The following is an 18,701-nucleotide window of genomic DNA, read 5'->3' as shown; positions in this document are numbered from 1 at the left end:
ATAAGCTGAGAAAGAGTTTTCTGGAAATTAATGGAGCGGATGTCAATGGAAAAAGTTTTTTGTAACGACCCAGGATGAGCCGTTACGCTAAATCAAAAACGCGCCAGAGAAAAACGCGATAAATCAAACTGGCAATTTTTACCCTGGGCAAATTCTGCGGCAATTTCACCCAACACGGTGGCAAATTTAAAACCATGCCCGCTTAACCCGCTAATAATAAGCCGGTCAGGCGAGCCTGGCAGGGTATCAATAATAAAGTCTTCATCGGCGGTATTATCGTAGGTGCAGGCTGCTCCCCGCAGACAAACGCCGACGCCGGGCAGGAAGTGCCGCAGGAAAGAGAACAGCTCGCTGCCATCTTCGGCAAGGGCGCCGAAAGGCTTACGCTGTTCGGGGGCGGAGATCGGCTGACCACCGTTATGCTTGCCAAGCTTAAGCGCGTTATTGTCCGCCGGGAAACCATAATAATGGGTGCCGTCAGGCGTCTCGACGGTAAAGGCTGGAAACTTATTATTCTCACTGTAGCGCCCGTCGGCCTGATGCCAGGCAAAGACCTTTCTTACCGGCGTAACGGGCAGATCGGGAAACAGGGAGGTAATCCAGGTTCCGGCGCTTAACAGGAGCTTACGGCCGCGATAAGTGCCGTCTGCGGTATGGACCAGCTGCAAACCGTCCTGCTCTTCCAGCGAATCTACGGCACAGTTAAAGAGCTGCGCGCAGCCTGCCTCTTCGGCGAGGCGGATTAACTGGCGAACAGCCACTTCCGATTTAAGGTAGCCGGACTGAGGTTCAAATACGCCGGTATAGTCATCGGGCACGTTTATCTGCGGCCAGCGGCGCATCACGTCTTCCCCGGTAAGGGTTTCAACGGGCAGATCAAATTCCGCTGCGCTGTCGCTGACGTTGCGGATAAAAGCAGAGTCGCGGGGAGCCAGGTTAATCACGCCGCTGCGCTGCATCAGCCGCTCACCGCACGCCTGTTCGAGTTCATCCCACAGCGCCTGCGCGCGCAGAACCAGTGAAACGTAATGGGCGCCTTCGCCGTAGGCATGGCGGATAAGGCGCGTCTCGCCATGGTGGCTGCCTTCGCTGTGTGGCGGGTGAGCACGGTCAATCATCAGAACCTTCAGCCCGGCGCGGGTGGCATACCAGCCTGCTGCTGCACCAACGGACCCGCTGCCGACCACTATCAAATCATAAACCATGAAACCTGCTCCTCTGTTATTCAGGCTGAAGCGCAGAATAGCAAAATGTGGCGGCAATGAAAAAGGCACCCAGCGGGTGCCTTCAGGACGGATCAAGCAGAGATTAATGTTTCTTGTAATCGCGATCCAGGTAGTCTGTGGCTTCAATCTTAGCGATACCAGCCTCAAGGATAGAGATAAATTGTCTGGCAACGTCAGTGGTTAACCAGTATGTCTGACCCACCTCAGCCTCATCGTTCTGCTGTTCGCCTGAAGAAGGCGAGTGGAGACGGATCATCATGGCATCATAGCTGTCCACGGTACTGATATCCCACCCAATGAGGGGATGTGTCTGGATAACATCTTTGTTTCTGTCCATTATAACCCCCTTATTACTCGTGTTAATGATGACAACGAAGTGATTTATCGAGGTTCAATGCGGCTTTTTTTCCATAGAGCAGAATTATTATAACAGAAAACCCTTTTCCCGCTGAGTGAAATTTATGCACGGACGATAAGGGTTTTTAATTCAGGAATAATTAAGCGGAGGCGACAGAGAAATTAATCTGTCGCTTTTTTTGTAAAAACGGTGGCGCTAAGCCCGGTGCGATATATTAATCCTGTCGTGTCGCTTTTCCAGCTCATCCGCGAGGCGCGAAAAATGCCGCTGTCTGTTTTCATCATCTTCTTTCTGCGCTTCCTGACGAAGATGATTTATCAGCCGCTGGCTGGCGTTCTCATCCGCGCTGGCAGAGAGGGATAAAAAAGCATTTTCCAGTACGCTCAGACGGTGCTGCTGATCGGCTATTAAGGTCAGCAGCTCACCAAACGTCATCGTCTCTTCGGGTTTTTCAGGTGTCATAGCGTTTATCTCCGTCGGACAGGCTCGGGAAACAGAGTCAGCCGATACAGTCTACAACGCCATGCGGATCCCGGCGAGTGTCGCCCGGAGGAAAAATAAAAAAGCCGGACGGCGACATCCGGCAAACAACGGCAAAGGGGAGAAGCTTAATCAGTGATGAACCAGTCATCGGCGCTTTCCCAGGTTTCCTGAAGGATCGCCGTAACCGCATCTTTCGCTTCTTTACCGCCGCCCATTACCGTCAGGTTGTTGGCGCCGGCGTAGCGTACCGAGACGCTGTTCGCCATATCCGGGAACTGCTTGTCGATACGCTTAACAAGTTCCTGCGAGAGCGCATCAATTGCGCCTGCGGGGAGAGGGGTGGTTTTTGCAACAGTGACTTCAACACGCATAAAAGCCTCCGGTTAAGATACTGTAAATGTATACAGTATTTTCACCAAAGGCAATCTCTTTATTCGGCTGTCGGTTAAAGCGTAACGCGCCAGTTCAGCGTTTCACCCGCCAGGAAAGGCACCAGAGAGTCGTCGCCCATCCCGATGCGCTCCGGCACCGTCCAGGGCTGACGCGACAGCGTTACCGTCCCTTCATTGACCGGCAATCCGTAAAAACGCGGGCCGTTTAATGAGCAGAAGGCTTCAAAATGCTCAAGCGCGTTCATCTCCTCAAATACGGTGGCGTAAGCGGGCAGAAAAGAGGGGGCATTGAAGACCCCTGCACAGCCACAGCTGGCTTCTTTACGGTGCCGCAGATGCGGCGCGGTATCGGTGCCAAGGAAGAAGCGCGCGTTGCCGCTGGCAATGACCTCCCTCAACGCCTCCTGATGTACATTGCGCTTGAGGATCGGCAGGCAGTAAAGATGAGGACGCACGCCCCCAACCAGCATATGGTTGCGGTTAAACATCAGATGCTGTGGCGTGATAGTGGCGGCCAGGAAATCGTTTCCTTCGCGGACATACTCAGCGGCCTCGCGGGTGGTGATATGCTCAAACACCACTTTCAGCTCCGGGAACTGCTTGCGCAGCGGATCCATCACCGATTCGATAAAGCGCGCTTCGCGATCGAAAATATCAATGTGGGCATCGGTGACTTCACCGTGAATCAGCAGCGGCATGCCGATTTTCTGCATCCGCGCCAGCACCTCAGCGATGGCGGCAATGTTGGTTACGCCATGGCTGGAGTTCGTGGTGGCATGGGCTGGGTAGAGCTTGGCAGCGGTAAAAACGCCCTCACGAAAGCCTTTCTCCACTTCATCGGGATCGAGCGAGTCGGTCAGATAGCAGGTCATCAGCGGCGTGAAACAATCGCCTTCAGGCAGCGCGGCAAGGATGCGGTCGCGATAGGCAACGGCGGCGGCAACGCTTGTTACCGGCGGCACCAGGTTTGGCATCACGATCGCCCGGCCACACACCTCGCTGGTATACGGCAACACGGCCTGGAGCATCTCATCATCACGCAGATGGATATGCCAGTCGTCAGGGCGGCGAATAGTCAGTTGCTGAGGTTGTGCAGTCATCAGGATGCTCCGGCAGAAGTGAAATCAGTCAGAAATGGCTGGATTTGGCCGGGTATCAAGCATAGGGATAAAGTGCCGCGAATGCACCCGGTTTGTTGCGGGCAGGATGAAAAAACCGGCGTTACCTGCGGCCGGTTCCCGGTAAAACTAAGGAAACGACCCGCTGAGCCGCTGCTGCCCTGGTTTCCAGCGGGCAGCGGCGGGCGAAAAGGTTACTCCGTGAAGGGGATAATCAACTTGCCCGGCTTCACTTCCAGTCCTTTAGCAAAACGTTTTGCCAGCGACTCCGCCTTACTGCGGTCGGCACTCAGCACGTAGGCAGGCTTGCGGTTGAAGTAATCCTTCAGCGACTGGTTGAGATAAGGGGTTAACGTGTTCAGCACGCCCTGCATTTTCTCCGGAATAACCTGCACCTCAACCAGCTCCATATCCCTGAGATAGACTGCCCCTTCTTCCCGACTGAAATAAGGCAGGGCTTTCATTACCAGCTTCATCTCTGCCTGTTGAGGCCCGAATAGCGAGCTGATACTGACCTTCGCATTGCCGGTTAAGGTAACTTTATCGGGCTCCTGGCGTCCAATTTCACTGCTGAGGTCGGTCAGCACGATGTGTGCATTAACCAGCCCAGCAACGCCGAGATCTTTTTCATAATTATTGTGCTTATGCAGCGCGTCGTTCACTTCCTGTTCGCTGATGCTGTACTGCGTAAGCTGGTTGCAGCCGCTAACTAATCCGGCTAGCAGCAGGGCGAAAGCCCCCCACAAAATTCTTTTCATTACTTTCCTCTCTGATTCCTTTCGTCAGCAACCCTTCTGACGCAGACAATAGCTTGCCCGACATTGACCGGAGAGTCACCCGCAGAATGCGACAGAAAAGAAGTAGGGCCGGCTGGGCCGGCCCTTAGCAGCGATTAAGCAGCGACAGAGGAGAGCAGGTTGACCTGGGTCTGTTTCGCCATATTGTCGCGGTAATCCGCGACGCGGCTTGGGTATTCAATGCCCGAAATCAGGGAAAGGGAACGCAGTACGGGGAAGAGATGAATATCGTCCATCGACAGCTCGCCGTTTACCGCATTTGGCTTAACGATTAACTTGTCGAGCTTGCGTAAATCATCATTAACGTTCTTGATAAAGCCCTCAGCATGGCGCTTAAGCTCTTCAAAATCACCCACGCTCGCTTCCTTCTTCTCTTTGAAGTAGCTACGCGCTTCCGGTGTGGCAAATTCAGCAAACGAAGCGCCGGCGATACGGGGCAGAATCAGCTTGTTCAGATAGCCGTTGATCTGCCGCAGCCAGTCGCTGATAGCCGGGTTGAGTTTGCCGGTCAGCAGAGGCTCGCCGTCGGATTTGTCAACGTAGCTCACGATTTCCAGACTTTCGGGCATACAGCTACCGTCATCCTTCATCAGGATGGGCGCTATTTTCTGACCAACCATTTTTTTCGGCGTGGCTTCATCATCGTTCTGCATGACCACCAGCTCAACCGGAAGATTCTTCAGGCCGAAGATCATGCGCGCTTTGACGCAGAAGGGACAGTGATCGTAAATAAACAGTTTCAAGAATGCCTCCTTACGGCGATCGGGGTGAGTATTCCCACCCTTAATCTTTTGAATGCCTTAGAGGAGTATGGAAGAGATCGGCAGAGAGGGCAAACCGGGCACTTTCCGCTTCAGGAGTGGCGCTTGCTGCGACAGGCAAAGTAAGCTGTTGGCGGATCCTTCACCCGTGATACGCGAGGTACCAATGCTACTGGGGCTTAATCATCTTACGCTGGCGGTTTCCGATCTGACGAGGAGCCTGGAATTTTACCAGCAGGTTCTGCAAATGGAACTTCATGCCAGTTGGGAAAACGGGGCCTACTTCAGCTGCGGTTCTCTCTGGCTCTGCCTCTCTTTTGACGCAGCCCGACACACTCTGGCACCCGAAAAAAGCGACTATACGCATTACGCTTTTTCCCTTCGCCAGCAGGACTTCGACGCTTTTACGGCGCGAATCCGGCAAGCAGGCGTCACTATCTGGAAACAAAATCGCAGCGAGGGAGACTCGTTCTATTTTCTTGACCCCGATGGGCATAAGCTTGAACTGCACGTTGGAAGTCTGGCCCAGCGGCTCAGCGCCTGTCGGCAGGCGCCCTGGCAGGGGATGCTCTTTTATGATGGCCGGGAAGCGAAATAACGCGTTCCGTGGCCGACTGATGCATTTTTTCCGCTATTATCAGCAACATTGAATCTACAGAATTTCACCAGGCCGTTTTACCGGCGTCCCTGCCGGGAGGTATAGTGTGGAAAAGAGCCGATAACGCCCTTCAGCGGCACGCCATCCGGTGCAGGCTGGGATAGCGCAAAGGCTCACTGTTCTTGCTGGCGGCCAATTTCAGGAGAAAAGATGTTTGGCTATCGTTCCGCTGCACCCAAAGTGCGTCTGACCACCGATCGGCTGGTCGTACGCCTCGTTCACGAACGCGATGCCTGGCGGCTCGCGGATTACTATGCTGAAAACCGCGCTTTTCTCAGGCCCTGGGAGCCGGTGCGCGATGAGAGCCACTGTTATCCTTCAGGCTGGCAGGCCCGGCTCGGACTGATTAGCGATATGCATAAACAGGGCAGCGCCTTCTATTTTGCGGTAATGGATCCGGATGAAAATGAGGTACGCGGCGTGGCCAACTTCAGCAACGTGGTGCGCGGATCTTTTCACGCCTGCTATCTGGGCTATTCGCTCGGCGAGAAGTGGCAGGGGCAGGGAATGATGTTTGAAGCGCTACAGGCCGCCATTCGCTATATGCAGCGCCAGCAGCGTATTCACCGCATTATGGCGAACTATATGCCGCATAATCAGCGAAGCGGTGACCTGCTTGCGCGGCTCGGTTTTGAGAAAGAGGGCTATGCCAAAGCCTACTTATTGATTGATGGCCGCTGGCAGGATCACGTGCTGACGGCCCTGACGTCCAGAGAATGGACACCTGAAAGACGCGGATAACCACACCATGAAAATGCTTTTGTCGCCCTTAGAGGCGCGTACGCTTGGCTGCCTGCTGGAAAAGCAGGTCACCACGCCGGAACAGTACCCGATGTCCCTCAACGGCGTGGTCACGGCCTGTAACCAGAAGTCAAACCGTGAGCCGGTGATGTCACTGAGCGAGGTTCAGGTCCAGGAGACGCTCGATGAGCTGGTAAAAAAACATCTCGCCACCCCCCAAAGCGGTTTCGGCAGCCGGGTGACAAAGTATGAACACCGCTTCTGCAATACGGCGTTCGGACAGCTCAAATTTTCGCCAGGCGAACTGGCTCTGGTGACCACGCTGTTGCTCAGAGGGACACAAACGCCCGGTGAACTCCGCACGCGAAGCAGTCGTCTGCATGAATTCGCCGATATGAGTGAAGTGGAGCAGGCGCTGGAGCGGCTCGCCACGCGTGAAGATGGTCCCTTCGTGGTCAGACTTGCTCGGGAGCCGGGTAAGCGTGAAAGCCGCTATATGCATCTTTTCAGCGGCGAGGTCGATGACGTTTCCCACGACGTTAGCGCACCATCAGATGGCGACGTGCTCTCTGAAAGGGTGGCGGAACTGGAGCGCCAGGTCGCCGAAATGCAGCAACAGCTGGCTAAACTGACACAAGAGGGCTGAAATGAGACAACTCAGGATTGGTATCGTAGGGCTGGGAAGCATTGCGCAGAAAGCCTGGCTTCCGGTCGTGACAAAGACCGGTGAGTGGCAGATCGCTGGCGCATTTTCACCGAATCAGACAAAGGCAAAGCCGGTCTGCGACAGCTACCGCATCCCGCTTTTCTCCACGCTTGATGCGCTGGCTGCTTCCTGCGATGCGGCGTTCGTACATACCTCAACCGACAGCCACTTTGCCATTGTTAAGCAGCTGCTGCTGGCGGGTGTGGATGTGTGCGTTGATAAGCCGCTGGCGGCGAAGCTGAGTGAAGCCGAAGAGCTGGTGACGCTGGCCCACCGTCTCGGACGTAAGCTGATGGTGGCCTTCAACCGCCGTTTTGCCCCCCGTTATCTGCAGCTTAAAGCCCAGCTGGCCGCGCCCGCCTCGCTGAGAATGGACAAACACCGCGGTGACAGCGTTGGCCCGGGCGATCTCTTTTTTACCCTGCTGGATGATTACCTGCACGTCGTCGACACGGCGCTCTGGCTGAGCGGCGGAAGCGGCAGGCTCCAGAGCGGTATCATTCAGACCACCGAGGCGGGAGAGATGCTCTACGCCGAGCATCATTTCAGTGTCGGATCGACTCAGGTGACCACCAGCATGCATCGCCGCGCGGGGACGCAGCGTGAGTCGGTTATGGCGATAGCTGAAGGCAGCGTCTGGCAACTGCATGACATGCGGGACTACCAGCAGGAGACGGAAGGTAAACTGATTGTCGAACCTGTACCGGGCTGGATGAGTACGCTGGAGCAGCGGGGGTTTGCCGGTGCGGCGCACCATTTCATCACCTGTGTGCAAAATCAGACTATGCCGCAAACCTCCGGGGAGCAGGCGCTGGTGGCGCAGCGTATTGTGGAGAAACTCTGGCGGGATAGCGACCGCGAATAATCCGCTGTAACAAACGAGAGTGGTTATTTCCTTCAGCATCAGTAGACTATGCCGATTCCTGACCGGTCGCCCTGGCCGGTCAGATGCCCATTTTGGCTCAGTCACCTATCAAGTAGAAGCATCAGGAAGAACATGAACCTGTTAAAATCGCTGGCGGCGGTCAGTTCGATGACGCTGTTTTCGCGCGTGCTGGGATTTGCCCGCGACGCCATTGTGGCAAGAGTCTTTGGGGCAGGAATGACCGCAGATGCCTTTTTTGTCGCGTTTAAACTGCCCAACCTGCTACGCCGTATTTTTGCCGAGGGCGCCTTCTCCCAGGCATTTGTGCCAATCCTTGCGGAATATAAAAGCCAGAAGGGCGAAGAAGCGACCCGGGTGTTTGTCGCCTACGTCTCCGGCCTGCTGACGCTGGCGCTGGCGCTGGTCACCGTGCTGGGCATGTTTGCCGCCCCCTGGGTGATTATGATCACGGCGCCCGGCTTTACCGACACCGAAGCGAAGTTCAACCTGACTACCTCGCTGCTGCGCATCACTTTTCCCTATATTATGCTGATTTCGCTGGCTTCCCTTTCCGGCGCGATCCTCAACACCTGGAACCGTTTTTCCGTTCCCGCTTTCGCCCCGACGCTGCTTAATATCAGCATGATTGGCTTCGCCCTGTTTGCCGCACCCTATTTTAACCCGCCGGTGCTGGCGCTGGCCTGGGCGGTTGTCGTGGGCGGCATGCTTCAGCTGGGCTATCAGCTTCCTCATCTGCGTAAAATCGGTATGCTGGTGCTGCCGCGGCTCAACCTGAAGGACGCGGGCGTCTGGCGGGTAATGCGCAAAATGGGACCGGCGATTCTGGGCGTGTCGGTCGGGCAGATCTCGCTGATAATTAATACTATATTCGCCTCTTTCCTGGTCTCTGGCTCGGTCTCCTGGATGTACTATGCCGACCGCCTGATGGAGTTCCCGTCCGGCGTGCTGGGCGTGGCGCTGGGGACAATTCTGCTGCCTTCGCTGGCAAAAAGTTTCTCCAGCGGCAACCACGATGAGTATTCGCGCCTGATGGACTGGGGCCTGCGCCTCTGCTTCCTGCTGGCGCTGCCGAGCGCGGTGGCGCTGGGCATCCTGGCGAAGCCGCTGACCGTCGCGCTGTTCCAGTATGGCAAGTTCACCGCCTTCGATGCGACCATGACCCAGCGCGCGCTGGTGGCCTATTCGGTCGGATTAATGGGGCTGATCGTGGTGAAAGTGCTGGCACCGGGCTTCTATTCGCGGCAGAACATCAAAACGCCGGTGAAAATCGCCATCGTAACGCTCCTCGTAACGCAGCTGATGAACCTGGCCTTTATCGGTCCGCTGAAGCACGCCGGTCTGGCCCTGTCGATTGGTCTGGCGGCCTGTCTGAATGCTTCGCTGCTTTACTGGCAGCTGCGCAAGCAGAAAATCTTCTTCCCGCAGCCGGGCTGGTTCAGCTTCCTGCTGCGTCTTTTTATCGCCGTAACGGTAATGGCCGCCTCGCTGGTGGGGATGCTGTGGGTAATGCCGTCGTGGGAAATCGGTAATATGGCCTGGCGGCTGCTGCGCCTGGCGGCGGTCTGTGCCGTGGGGGGAAGCGTCTACTTTCTGGTGCTGGTGGCGTTGGGCTTTCGCCCGCGCGACTTTGCCCGCCGTACCAGCCTCTGAAAAAGCACAACCCCGGCGCAGTCTGGCTGCGTCGGGGTCTGAACCGCACTAAGCTAAAAAACGGACTTAAACTTTACGGCTGATAAAGCTGCTCGTGGTGGCCTGCCCGTCCGGACCATAGAACTTCTGCGTCTGGTGGGGTTTGAGAACTTCCAGCGCCTGTCCGGTAAAATCGATCTGGTGATTCAGTAGCAGGCCATTGTGCAGGTTGGTGTCCCGCAGCTTGACGGTCTGATCCTGAATGGCTGCCCAGCGGCGGGCCATATCGGGATGTCGGCTGTAGGGGGCATGAACCCCGGCTTCTTTTTCAGCATCCCGGCGCATCTGCTCAATAAAATTCAGCGTGGCCAGCAGGGAGCTTTTGTCTTCGGTGATACGCTGCAGCAGGCTGCTGTTGATCTGCCCGCCGGAGAGCTGCTCCTGCTCCGCCAACATAACGTCGGCGAGACTACCCAGTACTTCAAGCATTTTATCCAGCGAGGTCAGCAGCTTTTGCATGTCGTTAGTTACCTTTCAGAGAATCTTTCGCTTCCTGAATCAGGGCATCGGCGATTTTGCCGCTATCCATCTTCAGTTCGCCATTACGGATAGCCGTCTTCAGCTCTTCCACGCGGGCGGTGTTAATATCCTGCGAGCTGGCTTTAGTCAGCTGCGATTGCGCGCCGCTCAGGACAACCTGAGTTCCGGCGACGGGAGATTTTGTTTCTGCCTGGCGGGCCTTTGGTGCAGCAGGTTCGCTGGTCTCGCGCTGCTGAATAGTACTGCCCGGCTTGATTGGCTGAGTTCTGTCGATGCTCATATCTGACTCCGTTAATTTCAGGCAAAGTTCGCCCGATAAGCTTAAGTGTATGACGTCTGTTATTTACACTATCGGCAGCACGGAAGCCAGCTTTAGACATTTATAGCGATATAAGAATATTCCCATCCGCCCCCACTTCGCCGTTCACAATCTGACCGTTATTCATGCGTACCCTGACCCGCTGTGCGGCGGTCGCATTATTCATCGCCCGGCCTTCGCTGGTAATGGCAAATCCTTCACCGCTGGCGGTTACCGTGACGTTCTGTCCTGCCTTCACGCGCCAGGGTTTTCTGACCATCATCAGCGACACCGGCTGTCCGGGCATGATATCGCGCAGGGCCACCGCATCGGTGACTTCTGCTGCGGTCATCACGGTGCGGGCAGGCAGCGTATCAAGACGTCCTTGCTGCAGCTTGATATCGTCGCCGGTCAGCGGCGTACCGCGGCGCACCGGACGCGCCGCCACGATATATTCGCCGGTGACCTGAAGCTGAACCTGAAGGTAACGGCGATTCTGGTCGCAGTTGGCCGCCACGCTCATATTGCCCCACATGCGGCTGTTGCCGGGCAGGGAAAACTGCGGGTTATCGCAGGCCGGCCACTGGGACTGAGGCGTTTTCACCACGACGGTGAGGGTATCGGCACGCAGTCCGCTTTCCCCATAGCGAGTGGTAAAAAATTGCGTTAGCTGTGTGGTCAGGTCGTTCGCACTGGCCAGTATCGGCAGCAGTCCGCAAAGGCCGGCCAGCAGACAGAGTATTCCACGCATCTTCTCATCCCCTAATTCAACATGGCACCGATTCTACCCCTGAGTGTCTCCCGTTCAAGGCGCAAATTAGCGACGATTTTACGCGCTATTCCGCCGATAGTCCTTTTCACCCCGCGATATGCTGTTAGCTCTGAATTTTCATTTGCGGAGGAAGCATGCTCGACAAACTGGACGCGGCACTACGGTTTAACACCGAAGCATTAAACCTGCGTGCCCAGCGGCAGGAAATCCTGGCATCCAACATTGCCAACGCTGACACGCCCGGCTATCAGGCACGCGATATCGATTTCGCCAGCCAGCTGAACAAGGTGATGGAGCAGGGCCGTGCGCCTGGATCAGGAATGTCGCTGGCGGTGACGTCGGCACGCCATATTCCTGCGGAAACGCTGCAACCGCCTTCCATGGACCTGCTGTACCGAATTCCGGATCAGCCAGCAATGGACGGCAACACGGTAGATATGGACCGCGAGCGTACGCAATTCGCGGATAACAGCCTGAAATACCAGATGGATGTAACCATGATCAGCAGTCAGATCAAGGGCATGATGTCCGTGCTACAGGGGCAATAATTTATGGCTTTACTGAATATTTTTGATATTGCGGGATCGGCGATGAACGCGCAGTCACAGCGACTGAACGTCAGCGCCAGTAACCTGGCTAACGCCGACAGCGTCACCGGACCTGATGGTAAACCTTACGTCGCCAAGCAGGTTGTGTTCCAGACGGCAGCAATGCCGGGATCGCCAACCGGCGGCGTTCGTGTGTCGCAGGTCATTGAGGACCCGACGCCCGCGAAGCTGGTCTACGAGCCGGGTAATCCGATGGCGGATGCTAAAGGTTACGTGAAGATGCCAAACGTGGATGTCGTGGGTGAAACGGTCAATACCATGTCTGCTTCACGCAGCTACCAGGCGAACGTCGAGGTATTTAACACCGTGAAGCAAATGATGATGAAAACCCTGACGATAGGTCAATAAGGAGCAGGCAGATGGGTATTGCGGTAGGCGTTAATGAGTCCCTGGACTACAGCGCGATCAAGACAGCAACGGCAACGACGGAGAATTCGTCGGCTGACCTGCAAAATAACTTCCTGACGCTGCTGGTGACTCAGTTAAAAAATCAGGATCCAACCAACCCGATGGATAACAGCCAGCTCACCACTCAGTTGGCACAGATCAATACCCTGAGCGGTATTGAAAAACTGAACACCACGCTGGGATCGATTTCCGGTCAGATCAACAGCGGACAATCGCTGCAGGCTTCCGCCCTGATTGGGCACGGTGTGATGGTCGATGGTTCACAGATTCTGGTCGGCAGCGGCGACACTACGCCATTTGGCGTCAGCCTGCAGCAGGCGTCTACCGCCACGCAGGCCACCGTTACCGATGCGTCAGGCAAAATTGTCAAGACCATCGAGCTGGGTCCGCTCAGCGCCGGCGTGCATACCTTCGCCTGGGACGGCACCACGACTGAAGGCACCACTGCGGCAGATGGCAAATACCAGGTTTCACTCAGCGCCAGCAATGCGTCAGGCCAACTGGTCTCGCAGCCGCTGAACTATGCGCTGGTTACCGGGGTAACTAACGACGCCAGCGGTGCCGTTTTAGACCTCGGCACGTTGGGGAAAACCACCCTCGCGAACGTTCGTCAGATTATTTAACCAATTAACCCTTATCCAGGAGTGAACTCATGGGCTTTTCACAGGCAGTCAGCGGCTTAAACGCCGCTTCCAGTAACCTTGACGTTATTGGTAACAACATCTCCAACTCCGCAACGGTCGGTTTTAAATCCGCGACCGTCTCTTTCGCCGATATGTTTGCGGGCTCTAAAGTGGGTCTGGGCGTAAAAGTGGCGGCGGTGACGCAGGACTTTAATGACGGTACCACCACCTCGACCAGCCGTGGTCTGGATGTGGCCATCAGCCAGTCCGGCTTTTTCCGCATGGCGGATCCTAACGGCGCGGTCTACTACAGCCGTAACGGCCAGTTCACGCTGGACTCCGATCGCAACATCGTTAACGCCGACGGCCTGCAGCTGACCGGCTATCCGGCAACCGGCACGCCGCCAACCGTGCAGACCGGTGCCAACCCTGTTGGGCTGAGCGTGCCTACTACCGCAATGCCAGCGAAATCCACCAGTGCGGCGTCGCTGATAGCAAACCTGAACTCAACGGACGATGTGCCGGCCACTACGCCGCTGGATATCAACGATACCAGCTCGTACAACAAAAAGGCGTCAATGACGACCTACGATTCGCTGGGTAACGAGCATAACCTGAACCTTTACTTCACCAAAACGGCGGATAATACCTGGGCCGTGGACGTGAAGGATGGCAGCGCAGCGGACCCGACTGCAACCGTGGGCACCTTCAACATGGCCTTCAATTCCAGTGGTCAGTTGACTTCTACCCCGACTCAGGCAGTTACGCTGGCGGGTCTGAACGGTTCTGCCCCTACGAATTTCACCCTGAACATGGCGGGCAGCCAGCAGCAGAACACCGGTACTACCACTTTCGGTAACCCTTCTCAGGATGGTTATAAGCCGGGCGAACTGACCAGCTACCAGATCAACAACGACGGCACCGTAGTAGGTAACTACTCCAACGAGAAAACCCAGACTCTGGGTCAGATCGCGCTGGCTAACTTTGCTAACCCGGAAGGCCTGAAGTCTGAAGGTAACAACGTCTGGTCCTCTACCGCTTCTTCCGGCCAGGCGCTGGTAGGTCTTGCCGGTACTGGTAACCTCGGCTCACTGACGGCGGGCGCGCTGGAATCTTCCAACGTTGACCTGAGTAAGGAGCTGGTAAATATGATCGTCGCACAGCGTAACTATCAGTCTAACGCCCAGACCATCAAAACGCAGGACCAGATCCTTAACACCCTGGTCAACCTGCGCTAATACGGCTAACAGGATCGTCTTATGGATCACGCGATATATACCGCAATGGGGGCTGCCAGTCAGACCCTCGAACGGCAGGCAGTAACGTCCAGCAACCTGGCCAACGCCTCCACGCCCGGCTTCCGTGCGCAGCTTAATGCTATGCGCGCCGTGCCGGTGCAGGGACTCTCGCTGCCGACGCGCACGCTGGTAACGGCGTCAACGCCCGGTTCGGACATGTCTCCCGGCACGATGGACTACACCGAACGTTCACTGGACGTGGCGGTGAGGCAGGATGGCTGGCTGGCGGTTCGTGCGCCTGACGGCACCGAGGCCTACACCCGCAACGGTAACATGGAGCTGAACCCGGCGGGGCAGCTCACCATTCAGGGTAACCTGGTGATGGGCGATGGCGGACCGATTGCCGTGCCTCAGGGCTCGGAAATCACCATCGCGGCCGATGGCTCTATTACCGCGCTGAATCCGGGCGATCCGCCGAATGCGACTGTCCAGCTGGGACGCCTGAAGCTGGTGAAAGCCACCGGATCGGAAGTGATCCGCGGCGATGATGGTTTGTTCCGTCCGAACGCCAGCGCGCAGGCACAGCGCGGCGCCGTTCTGCAAAACGATCCGACCATTCAGGTCATGCCTGGCGTGCTGGAAGGCAGCAACGTCAAGCCGGTTGATACCATGGTCGATATGATCGCTAACGCACGCCGCTTTGAGATGCAGATGAAAGTGATCTCAAGCGTCGATGAGAATGAACAACGCGCTAACCAGCTGCTGTCGATGAGCTAAGCGCAGAGGAAAACTGAATGATTCGTTCCTTATGGATTGCCAAAACTGGCCTTGACGCTCAGCAAACAAATATGGACGTCATCTCCAACAACCTGGCAAACGTCAGCACCAACGGCTTTAAACGCCAGCGTGCCGTCTTTGAAGATTTGATGTATCAGACGCTGCGTCAGCCGGGCGCGCAGTCCTCCGAGCAGACTACTCTGCCTTCCGGGATGCAACTCGGTACAGGTACGCGCCCGGTCGCCACCGAGCGTCTGCACACGCAGGGTAACCTGAACAAAACTGACTCATCGAAAGATGTGGCGATCAGCGGACAGGGCTTCTTCCAGGTACAGATGCCCGATGGCAGCCTGGCCTATACCCGTGACGGTTCATTCCAGACTGACCAGAACGGTCAGCTGGTGACCAACGGCGGTTTTCCGGTCCAGCCTGCTATCACCATTCCGGCGAACTCACTGAGCATGACCATCGGTCGTGACGGTGTGGTCAGCGTAACGCAGCAGGGCCAGGCGCAGCCGGTGCAGGTAGGTCAGCTGACGCTGAGCACTTTCATCAACGATGCGGGTCTGGAAAGTAAAGGTGAAAACCTTTATCAGGAAACCCAGGCGTCAGGCGCGCCGACCGACAGCGCACCCGGCAACAACGGCGCGGGCCTGCTTTATCAGGGCTATGTCGAAACGTCTAACGTAAACGTTGCTGAAGAGCTGGTCAGTATGATCCAGACCCAGCGCGCTTATGAGATCAACAGCAAGGCGATTAGCACCTCCGATCAGATGCTGGCCAAACTGACGCAGTTGTAATACGCGGTTTTTAATGCCGTAGCGGCCGGGCTTGCCCGGTCCTTAATAAAAGAACTCTCTTGATTATTAAAGGTAGTGATTCCATGGCGAAGCAAATCTCAGTGCCTGGACGTTTGTTAGTAGCTTTGCTGCTCCTGACGCTTAACGGTTGTGCTCTAGTTCCACGTAAGCCGCTGGTCGAGGGTGTGACAACGGCCCAGCCGCTGCCTGCTTCGCCGCCGGTTGTTAACGGCTCTATTTTTCAGGGCATGATGCCGATGAACTACGGCTACCAGCCGCTGTTCGAAGATCGTCGCCCACGTAATATTGGCGATACGCTGACTATTGTTCTTCAGGAAAACGTCAGCGCGAGCAAAAGTTCCTCAGCATCGGCGGGACGTGACGGCAGCAGCACGCTGGGGCTGACCTCCTTGCCAAGTTCACTGAACGGATTGCTGGGCGGAGATAAAGTCAATTTTGACGCTTCCGGCTCCACTGATTTTGCCGGTAAGGGCGGCGCAACCGCCAATAACACCTTCACCGGAACGATCACCGTGACCGTTAATCAGGTGCTGCCGAACGGCAACCTGAAGGTTATTGGTGAGAAACAGATTGAAATTAACCAGGGTACGGAATTTATCCGCTTCTCTGGGGTGGTTAACCCGCGCACCATCAGCGGCAGTAACAGTGTGATATCGACACAGGTGGCGGATGCCCGCATTGAGTACGTCGGCAACGGCTACATCAATGAGGCGCAGACGATGGGCTGGCTGCAACGGTTCTTCCTGAACCTGTCACCGTTTTAAGAGGCGTACATGCGTAAGATTATCCTTCAATTCGCTCTGCTTTTGCTGGCTGGCGTCAGCGCCCTGGCGCAGGCTGACCGCATCCGCGATCTGACCAGCGTAGGCGGCGTACGGGAAAACTCCCTGATCGGCTATGGCCTGGTTGTCGGACTGGATGGCTCTGGCGACCAGACCACCCAGACGCCCTTTACCACCCAGAGCCTGAACAACATGCTCTCCCAGCTGGGCATCACCGTGCCCGCTGGCACCAACATGCAGCTGAAAAACGTCGCGGCGGTAATGGTTACCGGCAAGCTGCCCGCCTTTGGCCGTCAGGGGCAGGTAATTGATGTGGTGGTCTCCTCAATGGGGAACGCCAAAAGCCTGCGCGGCGGTACGCTGCTGATGACCCCGCTGAAAGGCGTGGACAATCAGGTCTATGCGATGGCGCAGGGAAATATTCTGGTAGGCGGCGCATCCGCAGCCGCAGGCGGCAGCAGCGTGCAGGTCAACCAGGTGAACGGCGGACGTATCACCGGCGGAGCGACCATTGAACGTGAGCTGCCGAATAACTTCGGCACCTCGGACACCATCAACCTGTTCCTTAACCAGGAAGATTTCAGTATGGCGCAGCGTATCAGCGATGCCATCAACAGCCGTAACGGCTATGGTTCGGCGCAGGCGCTTGACGGCAGAACGGTGCAGGTTCGCGTTTCGGCAAACGGGACTTCTCAGGTTCGTCTGCTGGCCGATATTCAGAATATCAACGTCGCCATGCCGGTGCAGGATGCGAAAGTTATCATCAACTCCCGTACCGGTTCAGTGGTGATGAATCGTGAAGTTATGCTGAGCAGCTGCGCCATCGCCCAGGGCAACCTGTCGGTCACGGTTAACCAGCAGCAGAACGTGAGTCAGCCCGATACGCCACTGGGTGGCGGCCAGACGGTGGTGACGCCTGAAACGCAAATCGACCTGCGTCAGAGCGGAGGCGCGCTGCAAAGCGTGACAGCCAGCGCCAACCTGAACAGCGTAGTCCGTGCGCTGAACGCGCTGGGCGCCACGCCGATCGATCTGATGTCTATCCTGCAATCAATGGATAGCGCAGGCTGTCTGCACGCCAAACTGGAAATTATCTGATGAATACCCAATCTCTGATGGGCGCGGCCTATGACAGCCGCTCGCTTAACGACCTGAAGCGTCAGGCTGGCAACGATCCGAAAGCGCATGCGAAGGAAGTGGCAAAGCAGGTGGAAGGAATGTTCGTACAGATGATGTTGAAAAGCATGCGTCAGGCGCTGCCGCAGGATGGCTTGCTGAGCACCGAACAGACGCGGCTTTATACCTCTATGTACGATCAGCAGATTGGGCAGCAGATCGCCTCTAAAGGGCTGGGCCTGGCCGATATGATGGTTAAACAGATGGCGCAGGCCGTGCCGCCGGATGAAAAAGCGGGCACCGCGCCGATGATGCTGGATAAAAACTTCATCAACACGCTGCCGCCGGTAGCGATGGCGATGGAGAGGGAGATGGAGCAGATTGTTCGCAAGGCCGTTCCGCGGCTGCCTTCGGCAGAGCAACCGCTGAGCGGTAGCAGCAGCGACTTTGTCGCCCAGCTTTCTCAGCCAGCCAAAATGGTCAGCGCTGAAAGCGGCATTCCTCATCATCTGATCCTTGCTCAGGCGGCGCTTGAGTCGGGCTGGGGGCAGCGGCAGATCATGACCGAAGATGGTCGTCCAAGCCATAACCTGTTTGGCATCAAGGCCACCGGAAGCTGGCAGGGCAAAACCACGGAAATCACCACCACCGAATATGAAAACGGTGAGGCGAAAAAGGTGAAGGCCAAATTCCGCGTTTATGACTCCTATTTTGACGCTCTGAACGATTACGTCAGCCTCATCACCAAAAACCCACGCTATGCGGCGGTAACCACTGCTGACACGCCGGAGCAGGGCGCAAGAGCGTTACAGGCAGCAGGGTACGCTACCGATCCGAAATATGCGCAAAAACTGGTGGGGATGATTGAGCAGTTCAAAAATATGGGTGAAAAAGCGGTGAAGGCCTATACCCAGGATCTGGGTGATTTCTTCTGATATTTCGCTCAAGTTTGTCACGTTTGAA

The 18,701-nt window shown here is 56.2% G+C and carries 24 protein-coding genes; 14 read left to right on the top strand and 10 right to left on the bottom strand.

The genetic code is table 11. The annotated features are described in order from the left end of the window. Positions 1-92 precede the first annotated feature (92 nt). From solA to grxB, 7 genes are all read right to left on the bottom strand, one after another. Complete coding sequence (gene solA / locus AAH446_RS04040; protein WP_342905424.1) at positions 93-1,205, bottom strand: N-methyl-L-tryptophan oxidase; 1,113 nt, start codon at positions 1,203-1,205, stop codon at positions 93-95. Between the two features lie 103 nt (positions 1,206-1,308). Then, on the bottom strand, positions 1,309-1,563 hold the full coding sequence (gene bssS / locus AAH446_RS04035; protein ID WP_342905423.1) for a biofilm formation regulator BssS: 255 nt from the start codon (positions 1,561-1,563) through the stop codon (positions 1,309-1,311). Between the two features lie 216 nt (positions 1,564-1,779). After that, positions 1,780-2,046 carry a hypothetical protein gene (locus AAH446_RS04030; RefSeq protein ID WP_342905422.1) on the bottom strand — a complete coding sequence of 89 codons (267 nt, stop codon included), beginning with the start codon at positions 2,044-2,046 and terminating at the stop codon, positions 1,780-1,782. Between the two features lie 146 nt (positions 2,047-2,192). Next, positions 2,193-2,438, bottom strand: coding sequence for a DNA damage-inducible protein I (gene dinI, locus AAH446_RS04025; RefSeq protein WP_342905421.1), 246 nt, complete (start codon positions 2,436-2,438; stop codon positions 2,193-2,195). A 74-nt stretch (positions 2,439-2,512) separates the two neighbouring features. Continuing rightward, positions 2,513-3,559, bottom strand: coding sequence for a dihydroorotase (gene pyrC / locus AAH446_RS04020; RefSeq protein WP_342905420.1), 1,047 nt, complete (start codon positions 3,557-3,559; stop codon positions 2,513-2,515). Between the two features lie 212 nt (positions 3,560-3,771). Then, entirely contained in the window at positions 3,772-4,335 is a 564-nt protein-coding gene (locus tag AAH446_RS04015) for a lipoprotein (RefSeq protein ID WP_342905419.1), read from the bottom strand. A gap of 134 nt (positions 4,336-4,469) precedes the next feature. Further along, the gene (grxB, locus tag AAH446_RS04010; RefSeq protein ID WP_342905418.1) at positions 4,470-5,117 is read right to left on the bottom strand and encodes a glutaredoxin 2; all 648 of its coding nucleotides are present in this window, start codon (positions 5,115-5,117) and stop codon (positions 4,470-4,472) included. A 184-nt stretch (positions 5,118-5,301) separates the two neighbouring features. On the opposite strand from grxB, the gene fos reads away from it, so the two are divergent. The 5 genes from fos (at position 5,302) to murJ (ending at position 9,776) form a co-directional block, all read left to right on the top strand. Continuing rightward, a complete protein-coding gene (gene fos, locus AAH446_RS04005) occupies positions 5,302-5,733 on the top strand; it encodes a fosfomycin resistance glutathione transferase (protein WP_342905807.1) in 432 nt (143 codons plus the stop codon). 210 nt (positions 5,734-5,943) lie between these two features. Continuing rightward, positions 5,944-6,534, top strand: a complete 591-nt coding sequence (gene rimJ / locus AAH446_RS04000) for a ribosomal protein S5-alanine N-acetyltransferase (protein WP_342905417.1) — start codon at positions 5,944-5,946, stop codon at positions 6,532-6,534. A 7-nt stretch (positions 6,535-6,541) separates the two neighbouring features. Further along, positions 6,542-7,180, top strand: a complete 639-nt coding sequence (locus AAH446_RS03995) for a DUF480 domain-containing protein (RefSeq protein WP_342905416.1) — start codon at positions 6,542-6,544, stop codon at positions 7,178-7,180. 1 nt (position 7,181) lies between these two features. Next, positions 7,182-8,105 carry a Gfo/Idh/MocA family protein gene (locus tag AAH446_RS03990; RefSeq protein WP_342905415.1) on the top strand — a complete coding sequence of 308 codons (924 nt, stop codon included), beginning with the start codon at positions 7,182-7,184 and terminating at the stop codon, positions 8,103-8,105. A 132-nt stretch (positions 8,106-8,237) separates the two neighbouring features. Then, entirely contained in the window at positions 8,238-9,776 is a 1,539-nt protein-coding gene (gene murJ / locus AAH446_RS03985) for a murein biosynthesis integral membrane protein MurJ (RefSeq protein ID WP_342905414.1), read from the top strand. A 66-nt stretch (positions 9,777-9,842) separates the two neighbouring features. Here murJ and flgN read toward each other — a convergent pair whose 3' ends face one another. The 3 genes from flgN to flgA form a co-directional block, all read right to left on the bottom strand. Next, complete coding sequence (gene flgN, locus AAH446_RS03980; protein ID WP_342905413.1) at positions 9,843-10,274, bottom strand: flagellar export chaperone FlgN; 432 nt, start codon at positions 10,272-10,274, stop codon at positions 9,843-9,845. A gap of 4 nt (positions 10,275-10,278) precedes the next feature. Beyond that, the gene (flgM, locus tag AAH446_RS03975; protein WP_342905412.1) at positions 10,279-10,575 is read right to left on the bottom strand and encodes a flagellar biosynthesis anti-sigma factor FlgM; all 297 of its coding nucleotides are present in this window, start codon (positions 10,573-10,575) and stop codon (positions 10,279-10,281) included. 100 nt (positions 10,576-10,675) lie between these two features. Next, entirely contained in the window at positions 10,676-11,344 is a 669-nt protein-coding gene (gene flgA / locus AAH446_RS03970) for a flagellar basal body P-ring formation chaperone FlgA (protein ID WP_342905411.1), read from the bottom strand. A gap of 155 nt (positions 11,345-11,499) precedes the next feature. On the opposite strand from flgA, the gene flgB reads away from it, so the two are divergent. The 9 genes from flgB (at position 11,500) to flgJ (ending at position 18,673) form a co-directional block, all read left to right on the top strand. Beyond that, positions 11,500-11,913 carry a flagellar basal body rod protein FlgB gene (flgB, locus tag AAH446_RS03965; protein ID WP_342905410.1) on the top strand — a complete coding sequence of 138 codons (414 nt, stop codon included), beginning with the start codon at positions 11,500-11,502 and terminating at the stop codon, positions 11,911-11,913. Positions 11,914-11,916: 3 nt separating this feature from the next. After that, positions 11,917-12,321 (top strand): flagellar basal body rod protein FlgC, encoded by a 405-nt coding sequence (gene flgC / locus AAH446_RS03960; RefSeq protein WP_342905409.1) that lies wholly within the window; start codon positions 11,917-11,919, stop codon positions 12,319-12,321. A gap of 11 nt (positions 12,322-12,332) precedes the next feature. Next, positions 12,333-13,004: a flagellar hook assembly protein FlgD gene (gene flgD / locus AAH446_RS03955; RefSeq protein ID WP_342905408.1), complete on the top strand. Its 672-nt coding sequence runs from the start codon at positions 12,333-12,335 to the stop codon at positions 13,002-13,004. A gap of 29 nt (positions 13,005-13,033) precedes the next feature. Further along, complete coding sequence (flgE, locus tag AAH446_RS03950; protein ID WP_342905407.1) at positions 13,034-14,242, top strand: flagellar hook protein FlgE; 1,209 nt, start codon at positions 13,034-13,036, stop codon at positions 14,240-14,242. A 21-nt stretch (positions 14,243-14,263) separates the two neighbouring features. Next, complete coding sequence (locus AAH446_RS03945; RefSeq protein WP_342905406.1) at positions 14,264-15,019, top strand: flagellar basal body rod protein FlgF; 756 nt, start codon at positions 14,264-14,266, stop codon at positions 15,017-15,019. Positions 15,020-15,036: 17 nt separating this feature from the next. Further along, entirely contained in the window at positions 15,037-15,819 is a 783-nt protein-coding gene (flgG, locus tag AAH446_RS03940) for a flagellar basal-body rod protein FlgG (RefSeq protein WP_342905405.1), read from the top strand. Positions 15,820-15,902: 83 nt separating this feature from the next. Further along, complete coding sequence (locus AAH446_RS03935) at positions 15,903-16,604, top strand: flagellar basal body L-ring protein FlgH (RefSeq protein WP_342905404.1); 702 nt, start codon at positions 15,903-15,905, stop codon at positions 16,602-16,604. Between the two features lie 9 nt (positions 16,605-16,613). Next, on the top strand, positions 16,614-17,720 hold the full coding sequence (locus AAH446_RS03930) for a flagellar basal body P-ring protein FlgI (RefSeq protein WP_342905403.1): 1,107 nt from the start codon (positions 16,614-16,616) through the stop codon (positions 17,718-17,720). Next, positions 17,717-18,673, top strand: coding sequence for a flagellar assembly peptidoglycan hydrolase FlgJ (flgJ, locus tag AAH446_RS03925; RefSeq protein ID WP_463322781.1), 957 nt, complete (start codon positions 17,717-17,719; stop codon positions 18,671-18,673). Before AAH446_RS03930 ends, flgJ begins: the two co-directional genes overlap by 4 nt. The last annotated feature ends 28 nt before the right edge of the window (positions 18,674-18,701 follow it).

This window comes from Erwinia psychrophila (assembly GCF_039023475.1).
GTDB lineage: Bacteria > Pseudomonadota > Gammaproteobacteria > Enterobacterales > Enterobacteriaceae > Erwinia.
Note: the sequence above shows the minus strand (reverse complement) of the source record. Positions and strands in the feature narration are given on the sequence as shown.